This is a genomic window from Cytobacillus sp. FSL R5-0377, assembly GCF_038004385.1.
GTDB lineage: Bacteria > Bacillota > Bacilli > Bacillales > Cytobacillaceae > Cytobacillus.
Genome location: NZ_JBBORA010000001.1, coordinates 1,563,788 through 1,582,322 on the forward strand (window position 1 = coordinate 1,563,788; position 18,535 = coordinate 1,582,322).

Sequence of the window (18,535 nt, forward strand, 5' to 3'; positions counted from 1 at the left end):
TTAGTATGTTTTTTTCCTTTTTTGACCATTAGGGAGGAGGATTATGTATCGGTCTGGAGATGGAAATGGATTTTTGGCTGTACGGGAGTTTGGTCTATTTGCAAGTTGGGCTCGTCTATTTGCAAGCCCACTCACCTATTCGCTGTTTAAAGAACTTTACTGACAAAGCAGTTGCTCCACAAAAAAAGCGCCACATCAGTGGCACTTTTTTATAATACCCCGGAAAACAGCCGGGCGAAGGATTCCTTCGACCTTTCCGCCAATCCTCTTTTATAATATTGGACAGGACTTAATTTCACACTTTCCTCGAGATCCTCTTCATAATGGGCGACAAGATCGCGGATCGAGCTTGTACCGTACAAAAAGACATTAACTTCAAAGTTCAAATGGAAGCTGCGCATATCCATGTTCGCAGTTCCTATTGAAGCAAGGATACCGTCCACGATAATGATTTTCTGATGCAGAAAGCCTTTTTTATAGGAATATATTTCGACGCCATATCGCAGAAGCTCCGCAAAGTAGGACCTGCTTGCATATTGTGTCAGAAAGCTGTCATTTATCTCAGGGACGAGGATGCGCACTTCCACTCCTTTTGCCGCCGCCACTCTTAATGCCGTGCGAATCGATTCATCAGGGACAAAATAAGGTGTGGCAATCCAAATGGATCTGGTCGCGCAGGATATCATCGAATAATATAAATCACTCATTATTCCCTGCTGTGTATCGGGACCGCTGGCCACCACCTGGACCGCGCCATCAAGCACATCATCATCGATCGGATACTTTACATCCCGGTATTCCTCCAGCACATCTTCCTTGCTGACATATTCCCAGTCCAGGAGAAAGACCGTATGCAATGTATACACAGCCTCCCCCTTCAAAAGCATATGTGTATCCCGCCAGAAACCGATTTTTTCATCTTCACCCAGGTATTCAACGCCTACATTCAGTCCGCCCACAAAGCCAACTTTCCCATCAATTACAACAATTTTGCGGTGATTTCTAAAGTTGAACTTCTGATTGAAAAAACCGTACTTCAGTGGAGAAAATGGCCGCACTTTAATGCCTGCCTCCTCCATCGACTGCAAATCCTCCAGTGAGATTCCCATGCTGCCTGCTGCATCAAAAATAAACAGTACTTCCACCCCCTGCCTGGCTTTGTCGATCAGGATATTGATGATTTCCTTGCCAAGCCTGTCAGAGCGGAAAATATAATACTCAATATGGATAAATTCCTTTGCTTCACGCAGCTTGTTCTTGATTTCATTAAATGTCTCCCCGCCATTTTTAAGGATTTTCGCCCGTGAATTAGTGCTGAGCGGGGTCAATGCCACATTATTGGCGAATTTTGCAAAGCAGTGCTGGCTGTCCTGGAGGAAAGATATATCTGGCGTGTCTTCCCTTTTCATCAGCCTTTTCCATTCATCCCTGTCCCGGCTTCTTTTGCTTTTAAACAGGTAGCCTTTCAAATATAGCTGCCCGGAAAACAGGTAAAACAGATAACCGGCAACTGGAAAAAACACCAGCACATACATCCACAGCAGAGTTTGATTAGGGCTTCGATTCTCGAGCATCAAGGATATAGCGCTGATAATGATAACAGCTGCATAAAGCAGGGCAGCACTGATTTTAATGGGTGAGCTGGCATCCGTGAAAAAGATCATATACACAGATGCAATCAGGATAAACACAAAAATGGATTCCACTCTTCTTTTTTTCATAGGCCACTACTCCTAAAAAGGTTACAATATGTATGTTTTCCTTATACCCTTTTTGATGCCATATAGAAACCAGGCAACATTAGCTTTTCCCATTTTCAGGACAAGAAAGCATGATTCGGAAAAAAAGAAGAGCCTTGCGGCTATCGCAAAACTCTATGGCTATTGTCCCCCTCCGGTATAATGCTTGTCACCCATCGTATAATTCGAGCTCTCCCCTGGCCTTTCACTTGGGCTGATGCCTTTTTGCATTGTATTGTTAATCTTCTTCCTCTTGCGGTCAATACAATAAGCGAAAACCAGAGTCGCCAAAATTAAGCCAAACAGCACTCCCATTCTGCTTCCTCCTTTTTATATGTATATTCAATATTCATGAGCGATTGCTTACAAACCGGGGTTTAGAAAGTATCTTTTCAAAGATTTTTTGTCTTTGAATTATGCCCGTTGATTGCAGTGAAAGGCACGCAGCGAACCCGCGGGGAGGAATGCGAGCCTCCTCGGCTTCGCCTGCGGGGTCTCACACTTCCCTCTCCTCCCGCAGGACATTGAATAAGCTTCCTCGAATGAACACCGCACAAAGGAAATGCGTCAGCATTTTCGAGGATCAAGTGCACACAGCGAAGATCAACTCAGCAAATAAATTAAGTTATGCCAAAAAAAGAGAGCTATACTTATAGCTCCCTCTCAGTATTACTTCCTCATATTCTCCTGGTCCTTCAGGCGGTTTTGCTGATCCGGCTTACGCTCCTGATCTTTTATTGACTGTTGTTGCTGCTGCCGGGAATCCTGCCCTTTTACAATCTCTTTTAAGTCCTTGCTGTTATTCTCGGCCATGCTGATCCCTCCTGTACTTTTTTTATCCTGTTCCCTTATCAAAGCAAATAAAACAATTTTTCTTCGGTATTTTCATATTAATTGTTGCTTTAGTCTATTGAACCGCGGGGCGGGCGAGGACTCCTCCTGGACGCTGCCTATCCTGCTTCTCCCGCTGGACTTGAATAAGCTTCCATCAGTAATATACATTTTCGAGGACCTCGCATCATCAACTCAGTAAATCATCTGCAAACATCAGCAACCTTGAGAAACAGCCTTTTTTAAAAGGATTTTTCCCAAGCAAAGAGAATCTTATGGGTAGGTAAAAAAAGGAGTGACCCCGATGGAAATTAGGCTTCTGCACCCGGATGATGCTGAGATGTACAAAGAGTTAAGATTGGAAGGATTAAAAAAGAACCCGGAAGCTTTTGGTTCAAGCTATGAGGAGGAAGCCAGCCGCCCTCCTGAATTGTATGGTGAAAGATTTAAGGCGGAAAATTCCTTCCACTTCGGCGCGTTCGAAAATGGTAAGCTGATTGGTGTTGTCAGTTTAGTAAGGGATACTGGGCTAAAAATGAAGCACCGCTCCAATATTTATGCGATGTATGTGACAGAGTCCGCCCGAGAGAATGGAGTCGGCAAGAGCCTTATCAGCAAGGCTGTGGAAAAGGCACGGTCATGGGACGGGGTGGAACAAATCCACCTGGCTGTTATGTCTGAAAATATGCCTGCTAAAAAGCTTTATGCTTCTTTAGGCTTCGAGGTTTACGGTACGGAGAGGCACGCAATGAAGATGGATGGAAGGTACTATGATGAAGACCTGATGGCACTGTTTTTATAATAAAAGGCAGCTTCCTGTTTGAGGGGGCTGCCTTCTTTTCATTGATATTTGTTTACAATTTCCTGCAGCTTCAAGGCAAGCCCCATTTTCCCGTCTACTTTCAGGCTTCCTGTCATAAATGCCATGGTAGTGTTAAGTTCATCTTTTAATAACTTTGAAAAGTTTTTGTCTGACAGTTTCAGTGTCACCTCAGGATCATGGGAAGCCCCCTCTTCTACTATGACTTTTCCTCCCTTTAATCTAATCTGGATTGGCCCGCTTTCCTCAAGGTCCACCTGAAATACCCGATCTTTCTCATCTTTGATATGTACGGGATCAGCGTTCATTTTATCTGCCAGCTGGTATAATTCATCTTTGACTGCCATGGCATGTTCCTCCTTAATATATGGCTTTATGATTATAGTTCAACACATGAACTTAAATTCCTTCCAAAAAATGAACTACTATTCACTTTTTATCAAAAGAATAGCACCTTAATAAAAGGTGCTATCCCCACAAAACTATTTCCTTTTCCCTTTCAAATCAACACCAATGGCAGCACCATTGCGGCTTGAATCTGCCACACCTTTGAAAATTCCTTTATCACGGTCGATCAAAATACTTTGGACATTTCCTATCGTGGTTGGACTAGAACCAAATTTATGTCCCATTCCGTTAAGTCTATTAATAATCTCTGAAGGAATGCCCTCTTCATAGCGGTAGGAATTCAGGTTATTTGTATAGATTCTCGGTTCTTCCACCGCTGCCTTTAGCTCCATATCATAATCAATGGCATAAAGGATCGTCTGCAGCACGGATGTAATGATCGTTGCGCCTCCCGGTGAGCCGACTGTCAGGACAGGCTCTCCATCTTCAAAGACGATCGTCGGGGTCATCGAGCTTAAAGGCCGCTTGTTTGGCTGGACTTCATTTGCCCCGCCCGGTACAGCATCAAAATCTGTCAGCTCATTATTCAGCATCAAGCCGTAGCCCGGAACCATGATTCCTGTTCCAAATACCTGTTCAATGGTTGTCGTATAAGACACAACATTTCCCCATCTGTCGGTTACGGAAAAATGGGTGGTCTCACCGTACTTGCGGTCATTCGGCTGTTCAACTTTATCATAATTGGCTTCACTGTCCTCATATTTCCAAGGATCTCCCGCTTCAGGGCTTGGATTTACTTTACTCAGACTGATCAGTTCCTGGCGCTCCTTAATATAATCAGGGTGAAGGAGCCCATTAACCGGGACATTGACAAACTCCGGATCCCCTGCATATACGGCGCGGTCTGCATAGGCAAGGTGCATCGTCTCAGCAAGCAGGTGATATTTCTCCCAGGACTTTACATCATATTGTGATAGATTAAAATCATCCAGCATCTTCAGCATCTGCAGTAAAAACACTCCTCCAGAGCTTGGAGGCGGCATGCTCGCAATTTCATATCCCTTATAGTCACCCCAAATAGGTTCATCTATGGTAACTTCATACTTTGCCAGATCTTCCGGTGTCATTGAACCTCCATACCCTTGAACAACACCTGCAAGTGCTTCTGCAATTTTGCCATTATAAAAAGCATCTGTTCCTCCAGCACGGATCATCTTAAAGGTTTTTGCAAGATCCTTCTGTACTAGACGGTCCCCTTCCTGAAGTGGTTTGCCCTTAGGCAAAAAGACTTTGCCTGCAGCCGTTCTGCCTAGCTTGTCCTGATTATCGGCAATCGCATCGGCTAAAACAGAATCAATCGGAAACCCTTTATCTGCCAGCTTAATGGCAGGACCGATCAGCTGCTGCATAGGGCGTGTTCCCCATTTTTCAAGAGCCGTTTCCAAGCCTTTCAATGTACCGGGCACACCCACAGCTGTCCCTCCAGTTGAACGCTCCGCAAATGGAATCGGCTTCCCGTTTTCATCCAGGAACATATCCGGCGTAGCACCGGCAGGAGCGCGCTCACGGCTGTTAATGATGGTGGTTTCTTTCGTTTTGCCATCATAGACCATCATGAATCCTCCGCCGCCGATTCCGGACATCATTGGTTCGACCACATTAAGGGCGAACTGGACTGCGACAGCAGCATCAATGGCATTTCCGCCCTTTTTCAAGACATCAGCCCCAATTTTAGATGCCAGCGGATGGGCTGAAGCCACCATTCCATCCCTGCCGACATCAACCTGGCTATACCCTCCATAGCCATCATCAGGCTTCGGCTTTTTCGCTTGCCCGGTTAAAGGCATGGTTCCTGCAACCAGTAAAATACTCAGAAGCATGAGAATACCAGTTTTCAAAACTCTTCTCATAATCTACCTCCTTCAGTTAGGTTTTACACTTCTAACTTAAGAGGAAGGAAAAGGATAATCAAGGAATTAGAGTTAATATTCTGAAAGTTAAATCTATTTTACTAGACAAAGGCATGTAGAAAGGTTCAATTATTTTTTCCAAATGGGAAAAAATGAGGAGGAAGTTTTTAACAGAGGAAGAACAGTGTTATGTGCTCTCCCCCATCAAAAATGCTTTGTTAATCACCAGGGCAGATTTGTACCATATGTCTTTGCCCTGGCTTCACTGTCCTTCCTGCGTTTTTTGCGGAATTCCGCCCGTTCTTTTGCCGTTTCATAAAGACTCTTTTCTTCTTCTGTTTCAGGCACGACGGCCGGCACAGGAGCCGGCTTTCCATTCTCGTCAACCGCAACCATTGTCAAAAAGGACATTGCACACACATTTCGATCACCTGTCAGAAGGTCTTCTGCGATTACTTTTACGAAAACCTCCATTGATGTCCGGCCTGTATAGGTCACAAATGCCTCCAGACAGACTGAATTGCCTTCATATACCGGATGAAGAAAGTCAACAGAGTCTGTTGATGCGGTTACCACATTTCTCCTTCCATGCCTCATCGCTGCAATAGCTGCCACATCATCAATATAAGCCATCAGCTTGCCGCCAAATAACGTTCCATATGTATTCGTGTCTGGCGGAAGCACGATGCTCGTTTTTACGGTAAAAGATTCTCTGCATGTTTTGGTTTCATTCATGTTGTTCCCTCCTATTTTACTAAAGCATATCAAATACTGATGCCTAATAAAAATTTTTTGGTTAAATATTAATTTGCTATTGCCAAAATTCCCCACTATGTCATATAATCTTATTGACCAGTGTTCAATAACGAAAGGTGATTCCATGAGTCCAAGAAAAGCAGCCCATGAGGAACTTACAAAAGAAGCCATTATTTCTGTAGCACGTGATCTGTTTATTAAGGAAGGATATGCCGCAGCATCCATGAGGAAAATAGCGGATACACTTCAATGCAGCCATGGTGCCATCTATTATCATTTCAAAAATAAAGCTCAATTATTTTATGAAATGGTTGAAGCCGATTTTCAAAAGCTCAGCCAAGTCCTCGACAGTGTGCTGAGAGACTCAGCAGATACTAATGAACAGAAGCTTTTCAGCATTTTTTACCGCTATATCGAGTTTGGCCTGACCAATCAAAAACATTATGAGCTGATGTTTTTAATACGTGATGATGATGTGAAAAGTTATCTAAGTGAAGGACCAAATACCAGCTACATGCATTTTGCGCAAGCGATTAATTCACTGGCTCCAAGGGCTCTTTCCATAAAAGATATTTGGTCTGTATTTTTAAGCCTGCACGGCTTTGTCACGCATTATTGCAGATCCGAAACGACATTTGAAGAAGTGAAGGATCTCGCCTCTTCACATGCTAAATTTTTACTAAAGGCAATTTCTTAAAGAAATGTTTCCGGCATTTCTTTCATTTTTACTCTTAATTGAACAGTGGTTAATAAAATACAAAGGATGATTGTATATGATGAAAACAGCTGCAGTGTTAGGAGCAACCGGCGGAATGGGCCATGCATTAACAGAGGCACTATGCCGCAGAAATATAAGAACTATTGCTTTTGCAAGATCTGAAGAAAACCTGCTTAAATTTAAAAAAGACTGGGGAACAAATGCTGTTATTCAATCAGGCGATGCACTGAATCCAGATGATGTTGAAAAGGCAGTAATAGAAGCAGATGCTGTTTTTCATGCCATCAATATCCCTTACCCGGAATGGGATCCAGCACTCTCCATTATTCTGACTAATACCCTGCAGGCTTGCCGCAAACATCATAAGCCCTTTATTTATGCTGATAACATATATTCCTATGGCCTTCAATCCAGCCCTGCTAACGAATTTTCTCCCAAGAATCCGCACACCAAAAAAGGCAAGCTGCGCGAAACCTTAATCAAGATGATAAAAGGCTCAGGTGTGTCATACATCATTGCCCACTTCCCTGATTTTTACGGTCCTCAAACAGGAAATACACTTTTACACTATACTCTGAGTCAGGTTCTTGAAAAAAATAAAGGCTTGTTTGTCGGCAAAACCAATATTCCGAGAGAATTCATTTTTATTAAAGATGGTGCAGAAACGTTAGCCGAACTTTCGTTAAATAGTGACTCATACGGTGAAGTCTGGAATATCCCTGGTACAGGAACCATTACAGGGCAAGAAATAGCCAGTATCGTTTCCAGCCATCTCAAGAGAGAGATTACCTTCCGATCTGTCCACAAATGGTTGGTTCGTGCCATCGGTGTGTTTGATCCCTTGATGAAAGAATACACTGAATTGATGTACTTGAATCAGACGCCTGTTATTTTGGACGGCAGTAAATATGAAGCGAGAATCGGCAGTCTGCCTAAAACACCATATGAGACTGGGATAAAAATGACATTGGATCATTTATTAAACGAAAAGAATGCCGTACTCTAACGGCATTCCTTTTATTTAAAGAATGAATTTTTCTTTTTACCCCTCAGGATATCACCCATCCAGCCTTTTTTCACCAGCATGAAATAAAGGGCTGCGGTAGACGCAAGGATAATGATCAGGGAAAACAAATACCCATACTTCCACTCTAGCTCAGGCATAATTTTAAAGTTCATGCCCCATAACGCTCCCCAGGTTGCGACCGGTGTCATTAAGGTAGTAATGACGGTGAGAGTCTTCACGATTTCATTTCCCCTGTGCATGGATACCATCTCTTCAAAATTCACAAGGTCATCAATTTCCTGCTGAAACTCACGCACCAGCGTATAACCTCTTTCAATTCGCTTGCAGGTTCTTTTAAACTCAGTTCCTTCTGTAACACCTTCACCAAAGGTTTCTTCTACACCAAGCCTAATCTCTTTAACTGGAATCATGATATTTTTCCACACTAGGATCTGGTGGCGGAGGTCATAGATTTCTTCCAGGCGATTAATATTATTTTTATCTTTTATTTTCCATAACAGGTCATTTAGCCTTACCTCAAACTTATCAATCTTCTTAATATTATCGCTCAGAATTTCACCCAGAATCACAAAAAATCCATCAATGGCATTGTGCGCATAATCCATTTTTTTTAAAAGCAAGGATTCATCAGACTGAATAACAGACGAATCAAAATCAACAGTCAGGAGAAAATCCCTTGTCAGAAAATAGTGGAACATGCTATGTTCATGCTGCTCCTCCGTTGTCTGCGAATATATGAGGGAGCCGCTGAGAATTTCCTTATTGCGAACTGAGGTATCTATTTCCATTACATTTGTTTTGTTCTCGGAAGTGTTTTTAGCCCATTCCTGCAGAGCTTCTTTATAATCTCCAGCTTCATTAAAGTCTATTTCATCCAAATGATCGTATCGGTGCCATGTCCAATTATCTTCATTATATTCCTTTTCCATCCCCAGCTTCCTCCTAAAAAGATTCCTATATATATCAACATCTTTCCCTGCTAATGGCTCGAATTAAACCACTCTTGGAGAGTAATTATTTCATGTATGGGAAACAATGTTAAAAGTTCTTAATGTTTGCTTCTGATTATGCCGGGTAAAGATAGAGCAAGAAAGAAAATCAAATTTATTAAGGAGGAGCATATTCATGAACTCTCGTCCGCTAAATCAATATCTATTAGCCGGTGTTGGCATCACGAGCATCTTATTATTAGCAAGCAAAAACAATCGAAATAAAGTCCAGTCTCTGGCAGTTAAAATGAAAGGCATGCTGCCTGAACGCTTTTTAAACGATACAGTGCCAACGGAAAAACTGGGTCACCCGGACCCGCATAATATTGAAGATAATAAAATGGTTGATGAAGGCGCTATGTATTCAGTAAATTACTATAATGAAACTGTTCAGCAATGACCTAAGGACTGACTCCTTAGGTTTTTTTAATAAAATTTGAGTTTCGGAGGAAGGAAGATGGGATTTCTGTTCATCCTGATTTATTTGGGAATCGTCTTGGCCGTTATTGAAATTAATACTCTAATTTTTACTTATACAGGACTTGATAAGCATGTTTCCAGATTTCAGGTAATCAGCATGCTAACTGGTACAGGATTTACAACTGGAGAATCGGAGCTCATCATTGACCATCCTATCCGCAGAAGGTTCGGAGCTTTTTTAATATTATTTGGCGCCTTTTCATTAGCAGTCATTATTTCGGCAATCAGCAATATCCTTTCCGATGAATTTTATACTGCAAAGATCTCGTTCGCGGCTGTTGCCCTGGTCATCATTATCATTATTTTAAGGCTGCCTAAGGTGCGGGATTATCTTCCCGGTAAGCTGGAGGATGAGCTTGAGGAACATTACGATTTCCGCGATCTTCCGATAAGAGAAGCTCTTCTTACAGATGATTCTGATCATGTACTGGACTACTTTATTGACGAAACATGTGAATTTAAAGATAAAGAGTTAGGTGATGTTATCAATAATGATGAGGATATCAATGTGCTGTATATTCAGCGGGGTGACTTAAAAATTAGAAAAGAGCGGCTTGTGACGGAGCTTCAGGAAGGCGACCATATTATCCTGTACGGGGACGAACAAACGATAGAGAGCAAATTTGGTAAAAATAATGAAGAAAAAGAATAAGCATCTGCCCATGTGGGGAGATGCTTATTTTTTAGTTAAACTGCTTCTCAGGCGATAGATAGAGGGTCAGGCCAATTTTTTTGCATACTGTTACATAATGCATCATCGCCAGGAGAACAGCTCCCATATTCATGCCGATAATAATCCCGTCCATCTGCAGGCTGTGAAGAGAGCCAAGCAAAAACATGGCTGAGAATGAAACAACGGTTGACCAGATGGAATGATAGAACGCCTCCTTCATCAGTCCCAGGCCGATTAAATAGGCCTGCATCGGAATTATGAAAAAGTGGAGCAGAAAAAATGGCCACAGCAGCTGTAAATACACGGCTGCATCTGTGGAGTGGAAAAACACCTCGGTCAGCGGCCGTGCAAAAAAATAGAAAAGCATAACCGATGGAATCCCATATAAAAAGGTTACAAAGAACACCTGCTGAAGAAGTCTCCGAAGCTCCTCCAGATTCTTATCCGCATATTCTTTGGAGACTGTCGGAATCAGTATAATTAAAAATGAATGTGCAATGAAAGAAGGGAAAAAACCGATCGTCATGGCGACACCAGCGAGCATCCCAAAATGTTCTGTTGCAATTTCTCCCGGCACTCCCGCCTTTAAAAGCGCCCCCTTAATCAAAAATGGCTGTATAGCATGTGTCAGGGCATGGAAAACTCTCAAAGCAGTCGTCGGTACAGAAACAGAGATTAAATTCCGCCTCACACTTCTCCCGCTTATAAACTCAGATGGCTCTTTTTTAATGCGCTGATACTGAATAATAAACATGTTCAGCAAATAAAGAAAAACAACAATCTCACTTCCTACAAATGTACAAAAGGCAATAAAGACTGCTGTATCGGCATCAAATTGAAATGCCTGATATAGCACCACGAGCAGCAGGAGCTGAGCGGATTTGCGCAGGAAATTGGAGGCAGCAATTTTCCCCATTTGATGCTTGCCCATAAAAAATCCTCTGGCAATCGAGGAAAAGGACACGATAGGGATAAACCCGATCACAACCCACCTTAAGAGCGGGTGATACTCATTAAAGGCACTGACAAACGGGATAATAAGCGCTGCAGCCGGCACTAACACGGCCGTAAAAATAATGGTCAGCTTGATGACATGATTAAGCATGCTGAGATGGTACTTTTTATCCCTTTCGGCAATGAATTTGGAAATCGAGATTGGAAGTTCAAAACTGGCCAGCAGCACGATCAAAAATATGGTCGGCAAAATCGACATGTACATGCCGAGGCCCCTCTCCCCCAGTTCCCGGGCGAGCACCATATTCACCACAAACTCTATACATTCGCTTGCAAAAGCCGCCAGTGCAAGCAAGATGACTCCTTTGAAGAATTTGCTCATTGCGTCTCTCCTTATATAATGCAGATTCTATATAAGATATGAGACATGCCCCGATAATATATTGCCTATAGGAATTTTTAAGAAAATTAATATAATGAAAAGGAGAGCAGCCAGATGCCGCCCTCCTTTCAGCTAAAATACAAAAACATGTGCAATCAGTACAATAACAGGTAATGTAATAATCGTTCTTTCGATAAAAATAACGAATAAATCCATAAAATTCAGCGGAATATTTGAACGCAGAATCAGAATTCCGATTTCAGACATGTATACTAATTGTGTTAATGACAGTCCTGCGACAACAAATCTTGTCAGCTCACTCTCAATCCCGCTTCCGATAACAGCAGGAAGGAACATATCAGCAAAGCCAACAAGCATGGTTTGTGCTGCTGATTCTGCTTCCGGCAATTGCATAAACTCCAAAATCGGAATGAGCGGGGATGCAATAAACGCGAATACAGGAGTATATTCCGCAATGATCAGGGCAGCAGCTCCCAGACTCATAACAAGCGGAATAAGGCCCATCCAAATATCCAGAACCGTTTCAATGCCATCGGTTAAAAGCTTCTTGGGACCCGGGGCATTTTTTGCTTTATTAATCGCCTGCTCCCATCCCCATTTCAAATTGGAAACACCTTCTGGAATTGTTTCATCAATCTGCTGTCCCACAGGCTCATAATAAGTATCAGGCTTCCGGGATAATGGCGGAATTCTTGGCATAATCAATGCTGCCACCACACATGCAGCAGAAACGGTTAAGTAAAAAGGGATGAATAAATGTCCAAGACCAACCACATTCGCTACGACGAGGCTGAAAGCAACGGAGGCAATTGAAAAGGTTGTCGCGATGACCGATGCTTCTCTTTTTGTGTAAAAGCCTTCATCATATTGCTTTGTTGTAACCAATACACCTACTGTTCCAGCTCCCATCCAGGATGCAAGGCAATCAATGGAGGACCTGCCGGGAAGTGTAAAAAATGGTCTCATGAATTTTTGGACAAGTGCACCAATGAACTCCATTAATCCAAATTCCACTAAAAGCGGAAGAAGGATGCCGGCGAACAGGAACCATGTAAGCAAAACGGGCGCCAGATCGTAAAGAACCACACCCCCTGTATTTCGTGACCAGATAAATTCAGGCCCGATCTCAAACATAGTCATAATTCCGACTGCGAAACCGAGGATTCTCATTGTTAACCCGAACTTTCCAGTATCAAACAATCCTTTTAAAAACTTATTATTCAGTATTAGTGCAGGCTTTGCTGTTTTTGTCAGGACGGAAAGAAAAACCGATAATCCTAAAATGAAAATAATGATGGCAGGCATCTGTTCACTGAACACATTACCTAATAGTGATGCTAAAATACCAACGCCTATCGTTACGTCTCCCTGGAATTTAACGGGAACGAGAAATAGAAGCGACCCAATTAAAGATGGAATAATAAATTTCCAGGACTCTCCTGTCACGGCTTGCGGCTTAACCCTTGTCTCAGCTTTCATGCTCTTACCTCCTTATGATTTGGAAACCACTGCTTCATGTTCCATAAGTGCTTCTTCCAAGACTTTCAGTCCCTGGTCAATCTGCTCCTTTGTCACGACAAGCGGCGGAATCATCCGAATCACTTCCCCTGAATTTCCGCAAAGATAAAAGAGGACTCCCTTATCAAGTGAAGAGTTCAGAATATCCATTACCGCATTCCCATCCGGTTTTCCGGTTCGCGGATCGATTATTTCAATGCCGATCATCAGTCCCAGACCTCTGACACTGCCAATAGCAGGATGTTCAGCCTTCAAAGCCTGTAATTTCTGTAATGCATACTCTCCCATTTGCTTTGCGTTTTCCAAAAGATTCTCCGCTTTTAGCACTTCAAGAGAAGCCAAGGCAGCTGAACAGGCAATCGGATTTCCGCCAAATGTTGTTCCGTGGGCTCCCAGCGGCCATTTTTCCATTAGCTCCTTTGATGCTGCAGTTGCACTTAACGGCAATCCTGCCGCGATTCCTTTTGCAATCGCCATGATATCCGGCACAACATCAAAAGCCTGAGCGGCAAACCATTCTCCCGTACGTCCAAAGCCGGTTTGCACCTCATCAAATATTAGAAGAATTCCATGCCGGTCACAGATTTCCCTGATTTTCTGCATCCATTTCTTTGGAGGAATAATATATCCTCCTTCCCCAAGAACCGGTTCAATGATCATGCAGGCAACCTCTTCCGGATCTACCTGATGCTTAAAGAGTGTTTCTGCATCCTTTTCCAGTTTCCTAGGGAAGTACTCCTCAGGATCTTCCCCAAAAGGACAATCCCGCATATCCGCATAGGGAAGCTGATAGGTAAGCCAGGACGGCTGCTGAAACTTGCGGTATTTACTCTTTGATGTGGATACACTGAGAGCACCCATCGACCTTCCATGGAAACACCCTGTGAAGGAGACAACATACGGCCTTCTCGTCACATACTTTGCAAGCTTAATAGCTCCTTCGATTGCCTCCGTTCCGCTATTTGCAAAGAAAAAGCAATCCAGATTTCCCGGAGTAATTTTTCCCAGCTCCTCTGCAAGCCGCAAAATAGATTCATAGATGATAACGCCTGACGGTCCGTGCACCAAATGGTCTGCACTGTCTTTAATAGCCTGTACAACTTTTGGGTGGCGATGCCCGACATTTTCCACTGCGATGCCTGACGTAAAATCCAAATACTCTTTTCCATCGACTCCGTAGTAATAGCAGCCCTCCGCCTTTACCACCGGCAAATTCGGATGGTCCTTTGCCATGCTTGGTGCCAATAAATTTGAAATGTTCCCTACAAGATGACTCCAGTTTTCTCCGTTCATACTTTTCCCTCCTGAATTCTGCATTTGATGTTAATGCTATGTTTTCTCTGCTATTCTTTAATGCAATATCCATGCCAAAGTATGTATTAACAATCATATTTTTTTAATTTTCTTACTACTGAAGGCTGACTGATCCCCAGAGCAACCGCTATTTCAGTAGTAGTTCGATAACACTTCCTTGCATTGATTAATACTTTTTTCTCTACCTCCTCCAAAATTGCCGGAAGAGACTGTCCCTCATAATCTATAAAATCCTCTTTTTTCACCTGTATGTGGTATTCATACGGCAGATCCTCTTTCGTGATCCTCAAATCAGTGCTTGTCACGATAAGCCGCTCCATCAGGTTTTCAAGTTCTCTTACATTCCCCTTCCATTCCAGCTGCAGCAGGTGATCAACCAAGGACCTGTCCAGCTGTCTTTCACGATTATGCCGCCTGGAGATAGTGTGGAGAAAATAATGAATGAGCGCAAATAAATCTTCTTTCCTCTCCCTCAAAGGAGGAATCTTTAATGGCACCACGTTCAGCCGAAAGAATAAGTCCTGCCTGAAATCCCTGGATTCCACTGCTTTTTCGAGATCCTTGTTTGTTGCAGCCAGGAGCCTAAAGTCTGCATGAACCGGCTTTGTCCCTCCTACTCTATAAAACTTCTTGTCTTGTATGAATTTCAGGAGCTTTGCCTGCAGATGAGCTGAGAGTTCGCCAATTTCATCAAGAAATAGCGTGCCTCCTTTTGCCATTTCAGCAAATCCCATTTTGCCTTTATTCTTTGCCCCTGTAAAAGCACCGCCTTCATACCCGAAAAATTCAGCTTCAAAGATGGACTCCGGAATGGCACTGCAGTTCACTTCAATGAATGGCCCGTCTTTTCGCGTACTGTTTTGATGAATCCATTTGGCGAGAGCCGATTTTCCGACACCAGATTCACCCAGAAGCAGGACTGTGACATCTACATCCCTGATTCTTCTGATGGTTTCGGCAATATTTCTCATCGCCAGGCTGTCAGCTATCATGCCATCCACTTTGATGCTCTTATTGCGCAGGAGATCCAGCTCGCTCTTTACCCTGGCCATTTCCTCCTCAACACCATTCAGATATTCTTTAATAACAAGAAGTTCTGAAACATCATAGGAATAGCTGACGATATGATCGATTTTTCCAGCTTCATTAAATACGGGAATCCCAGTAACCAGGATCTTTTTGCCCGAGCCGGCTTTTTGCACCATAATGACTTTTTTCTTTTTCTTTAATACTTCAGGAGTAATTGCAGGCTTAAACACTCCCCGTCTTTCCAGCTCATATACAGATTCACCAAGCAGCGTCTCCGGTTCTATTCCATAATGCATCCCGCTGCCCTTACTGACTTTTAAAATTATGCCGTCTGCATTGGTTACCATAATGTCTTCTTCCATTGAAGATATGACTTCTTTGTCATTATTCCAATCCATGAAAAAGCTGTTCATTTAGGTCCTCCGAAAAAATTATTCAATATTGAATAGCCTTTTTTCTTTTGAAAGATCTTATTATTAAAAGAAACTCTCGTAAAATTATTCAGATTTAAATAATTATTCAATTTTGTATATTACTATACAGGAAATAGATGAAAACTGAAAGGTCTATTTGAAATAAACTTATATTAATTCGATTAAATGCATAAAAAAAGGCTAACCCATTTGTTAGCCCTCATTCACCTTTATAAAATAGCATCCAATTTCCCGTATAGCTCTTCCCTCTTCTTTTCAAGTTCTTCTTTTTCCTTATAAAGTGTTTGCAGTTTCTCCAAATCCATTTCCGATTCCAGAACCGTTTCTAATTTCATAAGAGTTGTTTCAAGTTGTTCAATTGCGTATTCCAACTCTTCAGTAACCTGCACTTTATCCTTTTTTTCCGGTAAAACAGCTGCAATCTTAGCCTTTTTCACAGCAGGCACATCAATATCCGCTTTCCACTTCTCATCCATTTTCTTTCTGGCCCGATCATAATTCCCTTCATAGTAATGAAGTTCTTTTTGATCAATCCAGTATATTTTGCTGAATATTCGATTGATAAAGTAACGATCATGGGAGACAGCCAAAATGGTTCCATTGAATTCTTCCAATACCTCTTCGAGTACCTCTCTAGATTCGATATCAAGATGATTGGTCGGTTCATCAAGAATAAGAAAGTTAATGTCCCTGTGCATAAGCTGAGCCAGACGGAGCCTCATTTTTTCACCGCCGCTCAATTGTGAAACTTTACGAAAAACAGTGTAGCCATAAAAGAGGAAACCGGCCAGAATATGGCGTGCCTCTCCTTCCGTTACAGCAAGCCCTTCCCTAAAGGCATCAATCACCGATTGATCATCTTCATTTGTGAAAACATGCTGTGACAAATAGCCGACTTTCAAGTTGCTCCCTATCCGAATTTCCCCTGCATCAGGTTCTAGCTCTCCTAGCATCATTTTGACCAAAGTCGATTTTCCTGTCCCATTATCCCCGACAATAGCGGTCCGGTCGCGGTATTGGATGTGTATGCTGACGTTTTGGAATAAGTGCCTGCTCCCAAAAGACTTGCTTACTTCTTTCATTAATACCACCTCTTTTCCGCTCCGCTCTGATGCTTCGAGATCAATATTCATTTTTTTACGGTTTAATACAGGCCGGTCCAGCTTCTCCATCCGATGGAGGGCTTTTTCCATGCTGCTTGCCCGTTTATGAAGGCCCGCGTTAGGCGGGGTGCATTGATTGGCCCACTCTCTTAACCTCTTGATGGCTTCCTTCATCTTCTTGATTTTTTTTTGCTGCTCCTCATATTGCTGAAACTCTCTCATCAGCCTTTCTTCTTTCTCTTTTACAAAGCCTGAATAATTTGTCTGGTAAAGGGTGATTTCGCCATCTTCCAAATCCAGAATCCTGCTGGCCGTTTCATCTAGAAAATAGCGATCATGTGAAATGAGCACTACTGTTCCTTCATAATTCTTTACAAAATCAGCCAGCCATTCCACTGCCTTAATATCCAGGTGGTTGGTCGGCTCATCCAGAAGAAGCAGATTCGGGCTTTTCAGAAGCATGTGGGCGAGACATACCTTTGTTTTTTCACCACCGCTTAGAATGCTGAAATCCTTGTTCAGAAGACTGCTGATATCAAGACCATTTGAGATGCGGTCTATCTGGCTATCCATTTCATAGCCATTATTCAGTGCAAACTGATCCTGCAGCTCTCCATACTCTCCAATAAGTTTAGATAATTGATCTGAAATCGTTTCATCTGCCATTTGCTGTTCCATTTTCTTCATCGTTATTTCCATCTCCAGCAAATAAGTAAAAGCTGTTTTTAAAACATCAATTGCCTTCATTCCTGCCGGATAGTCCGGAATCTGTGCCAGATAGCCAATCTCATACCCCTTTCTCCAATGAATTTTGCCCGCATCCGGGTCTTCTGCTCCAGCGAGCAATTTGAACAAAGTCGTTTTTCCGCTTCCATTTCTTCCTGTCAAACCAACCCTGTCTCTCTCATGAATTTCGAAGGATATATTTTCAAACACGGTACTTCCGCCATATATTTTTCCGACTTGCTGTGCGCTGCATGCGATCATAGATATTTCCTCCAAATTTATAAAAATATACATAAAAAAGCCATAGGAAACATACTCCTACGGCTAGGTAAAGTCTTGATAAAATGAAGCTTTTTCTGGACGATTTTCTGCTCCCAGTTAGCTGTGCGGCAATGCGCCGGCCACTCAGCTGCTGCCAAAATGCGGCAGCTTAATACTGAGTTCATTTAAACGTACTTTTGTTGGAAGCTTGACGCAGCAGGATTTCTTAATCTTGTTGCGAAGCTTCCAGCAATTAAACGGGATAAAAAAAGAGAGCTTGAAGAAGCTCCCTTCACCGTTCTTGGAATGCGCGTTAAAGAGATGTTCTCACTGTTTTGTTTTCATATGAAATTTGCTAAAAAAGGGCAGACTTGTCCCGTTAACAGCAAAACCATGAAAAATTGCACGGTAAATTGTCAGGAATTCAATCCATTCACCACGTGCCAAAACAGTTCCATTCATCTCTTCTCCACCTCCATTTCAAATAGGTTAGTTTTATTTT

General features: G+C 42.5%; 18 protein-coding genes. 5 read left to right on the forward strand and 13 right to left on the reverse strand.

What is annotated here, in order from left to right; translation table 11 throughout:
- Nucleotides 1-209 precede the first annotated feature (209 nt).
- The 3 genes from cls to NSQ49_RS07920 all read right to left on the reverse strand — a co-directional run bounded on the left by cls (nt 210) and on the right by NSQ49_RS07920 (nt 2,552).
- Complete coding sequence (cls, locus tag NSQ49_RS07910; protein WP_159862046.1) at nt 210-1,721, reverse strand: cardiolipin synthase; 1,512 nt, start codon at nt 1,719-1,721, stop codon at nt 210-212.
- Between the two features lie 159 nt (nt 1,722-1,880).
- Nucleotides 1,881-2,054 carry a hypothetical protein gene (locus tag NSQ49_RS07915; protein WP_201306448.1) on the reverse strand — a complete coding sequence of 58 codons (174 nt, stop codon included), beginning with the start codon at nt 2,052-2,054 and terminating at the stop codon, nt 1,881-1,883.
- Nucleotides 2,055-2,408: 354 nt separating this feature from the next.
- Nucleotides 2,409-2,552, reverse strand: coding sequence for a hypothetical protein (locus tag NSQ49_RS07920; protein WP_159862047.1), 144 nt, complete (start codon nt 2,550-2,552; stop codon nt 2,409-2,411).
- 322 nt (nt 2,553-2,874) lie between these two features.
- Here NSQ49_RS07920 and NSQ49_RS07925 point away from each other — a divergent pair, with 322 nt between their 5' ends.
- Nucleotides 2,875-3,372 (forward strand): GNAT family N-acetyltransferase, encoded by a 498-nt coding sequence (locus NSQ49_RS07925; RefSeq protein WP_251283252.1) that lies wholly within the window; start codon nt 2,875-2,877, stop codon nt 3,370-3,372.
- Between the two features lie 38 nt (nt 3,373-3,410).
- Here the strand turns inward: NSQ49_RS07925 and NSQ49_RS07930 are convergent, their stop codons facing one another.
- From NSQ49_RS07930 to NSQ49_RS07940, 3 genes are all read right to left on the reverse strand, one after another.
- Nucleotides 3,411-3,737: an SCP2 sterol-binding domain-containing protein gene (locus NSQ49_RS07930; protein WP_159862049.1), complete on the reverse strand. Its 327-nt coding sequence runs from the start codon at nt 3,735-3,737 to the stop codon at nt 3,411-3,413.
- A 135-nt stretch (nt 3,738-3,872) separates the two neighbouring features.
- Entirely contained in the window at nt 3,873-5,648 is a 1,776-nt protein-coding gene (gene ggt / locus NSQ49_RS07935; protein WP_251283253.1) for a gamma-glutamyltransferase, read from the reverse strand.
- A 222-nt stretch (nt 5,649-5,870) separates the two neighbouring features.
- A complete protein-coding gene (locus tag NSQ49_RS07940) occupies nt 5,871-6,383 on the reverse strand; it encodes an acyl-CoA thioesterase (RefSeq protein ID WP_159862051.1) in 513 nt (170 codons plus the stop codon).
- 145 nt (nt 6,384-6,528) lie between these two features.
- Here NSQ49_RS07940 and NSQ49_RS07945 point away from each other — a divergent pair, with 145 nt between their 5' ends.
- Together NSQ49_RS07945 and NSQ49_RS07950 are read left to right on the forward strand one after the other, a co-directional pair.
- The gene (locus NSQ49_RS07945; RefSeq protein WP_159862052.1) at nt 6,529-7,101 is read left to right on the forward strand and encodes a TetR/AcrR family transcriptional regulator; all 573 of its coding nucleotides are present in this window, start codon (nt 6,529-6,531) and stop codon (nt 7,099-7,101) included.
- Between the two features lie 76 nt (nt 7,102-7,177).
- Entirely contained in the window at nt 7,178-8,128 is a 951-nt protein-coding gene (locus tag NSQ49_RS07950) for an SDR family NAD(P)-dependent oxidoreductase (RefSeq protein WP_251283254.1), read from the forward strand.
- Between the two features lie 11 nt (nt 8,129-8,139).
- Here the strand turns inward: NSQ49_RS07950 and NSQ49_RS07955 are convergent, their stop codons facing one another.
- Nucleotides 8,140-9,078: a magnesium transporter CorA family protein gene (locus NSQ49_RS07955; protein WP_251283255.1), complete on the reverse strand. Its 939-nt coding sequence runs from the start codon at nt 9,076-9,078 to the stop codon at nt 8,140-8,142.
- Between the two features lie 196 nt (nt 9,079-9,274).
- On the opposite strand from NSQ49_RS07955, the gene NSQ49_RS07960 reads away from it, so the two are divergent.
- Together NSQ49_RS07960 and NSQ49_RS07965 are read left to right on the forward strand one after the other, a co-directional pair.
- Nucleotides 9,275-9,538: a hypothetical protein gene (locus NSQ49_RS07960; RefSeq protein ID WP_159862055.1), complete on the forward strand. Its 264-nt coding sequence runs from the start codon at nt 9,275-9,277 to the stop codon at nt 9,536-9,538.
- 57 nt (nt 9,539-9,595) lie between these two features.
- Complete coding sequence (locus tag NSQ49_RS07965) at nt 9,596-10,270, forward strand: hypothetical protein (RefSeq protein ID WP_251283256.1); 675 nt, start codon at nt 9,596-9,598, stop codon at nt 10,268-10,270.
- Between the two features lie 31 nt (nt 10,271-10,301).
- Here the strand turns inward: NSQ49_RS07965 and NSQ49_RS07970 are convergent, their stop codons facing one another.
- The 6 genes from NSQ49_RS07970 to NSQ49_RS07995 form a co-directional block, all read right to left on the reverse strand.
- On the reverse strand, nt 10,302-11,627 hold the full coding sequence (locus tag NSQ49_RS07970) for a polysaccharide biosynthesis protein (RefSeq protein ID WP_159862057.1): 1,326 nt from the start codon (nt 11,625-11,627) through the stop codon (nt 10,302-10,304).
- A 132-nt stretch (nt 11,628-11,759) separates the two neighbouring features.
- Complete coding sequence (locus NSQ49_RS07975; protein ID WP_159862058.1) at nt 11,760-13,127, reverse strand: YjiH family protein; 1,368 nt, start codon at nt 13,125-13,127, stop codon at nt 11,760-11,762.
- Between the two features lie 12 nt (nt 13,128-13,139).
- The gene (locus NSQ49_RS07980) at nt 13,140-14,459 is read right to left on the reverse strand and encodes an aspartate aminotransferase family protein (protein ID WP_341070632.1); all 1,320 of its coding nucleotides are present in this window, start codon (nt 14,457-14,459) and stop codon (nt 13,140-13,142) included.
- An 86-nt stretch (nt 14,460-14,545) separates the two neighbouring features.
- Nucleotides 14,546-15,922 carry a sigma-54 interaction domain-containing protein gene (locus tag NSQ49_RS07985; protein WP_251283258.1) on the reverse strand — a complete coding sequence of 459 codons (1,377 nt, stop codon included), beginning with the start codon at nt 15,920-15,922 and terminating at the stop codon, nt 14,546-14,548.
- 230 nt (nt 15,923-16,152) lie between these two features.
- On the reverse strand, nt 16,153-18,033 hold the full coding sequence (abc-f, locus tag NSQ49_RS07990; RefSeq protein ID WP_251283259.1) for a ribosomal protection-like ABC-F family protein: 1,881 nt from the start codon (nt 18,031-18,033) through the stop codon (nt 16,153-16,155).
- Between the two features lie 327 nt (nt 18,034-18,360).
- Nucleotides 18,361-18,495: an RAxF-45 family protein gene (locus NSQ49_RS07995; protein ID WP_268891629.1), complete on the reverse strand. Its 135-nt coding sequence runs from the start codon at nt 18,493-18,495 to the stop codon at nt 18,361-18,363.
- Nucleotides 18,496-18,535 lie beyond the last annotated feature (40 nt).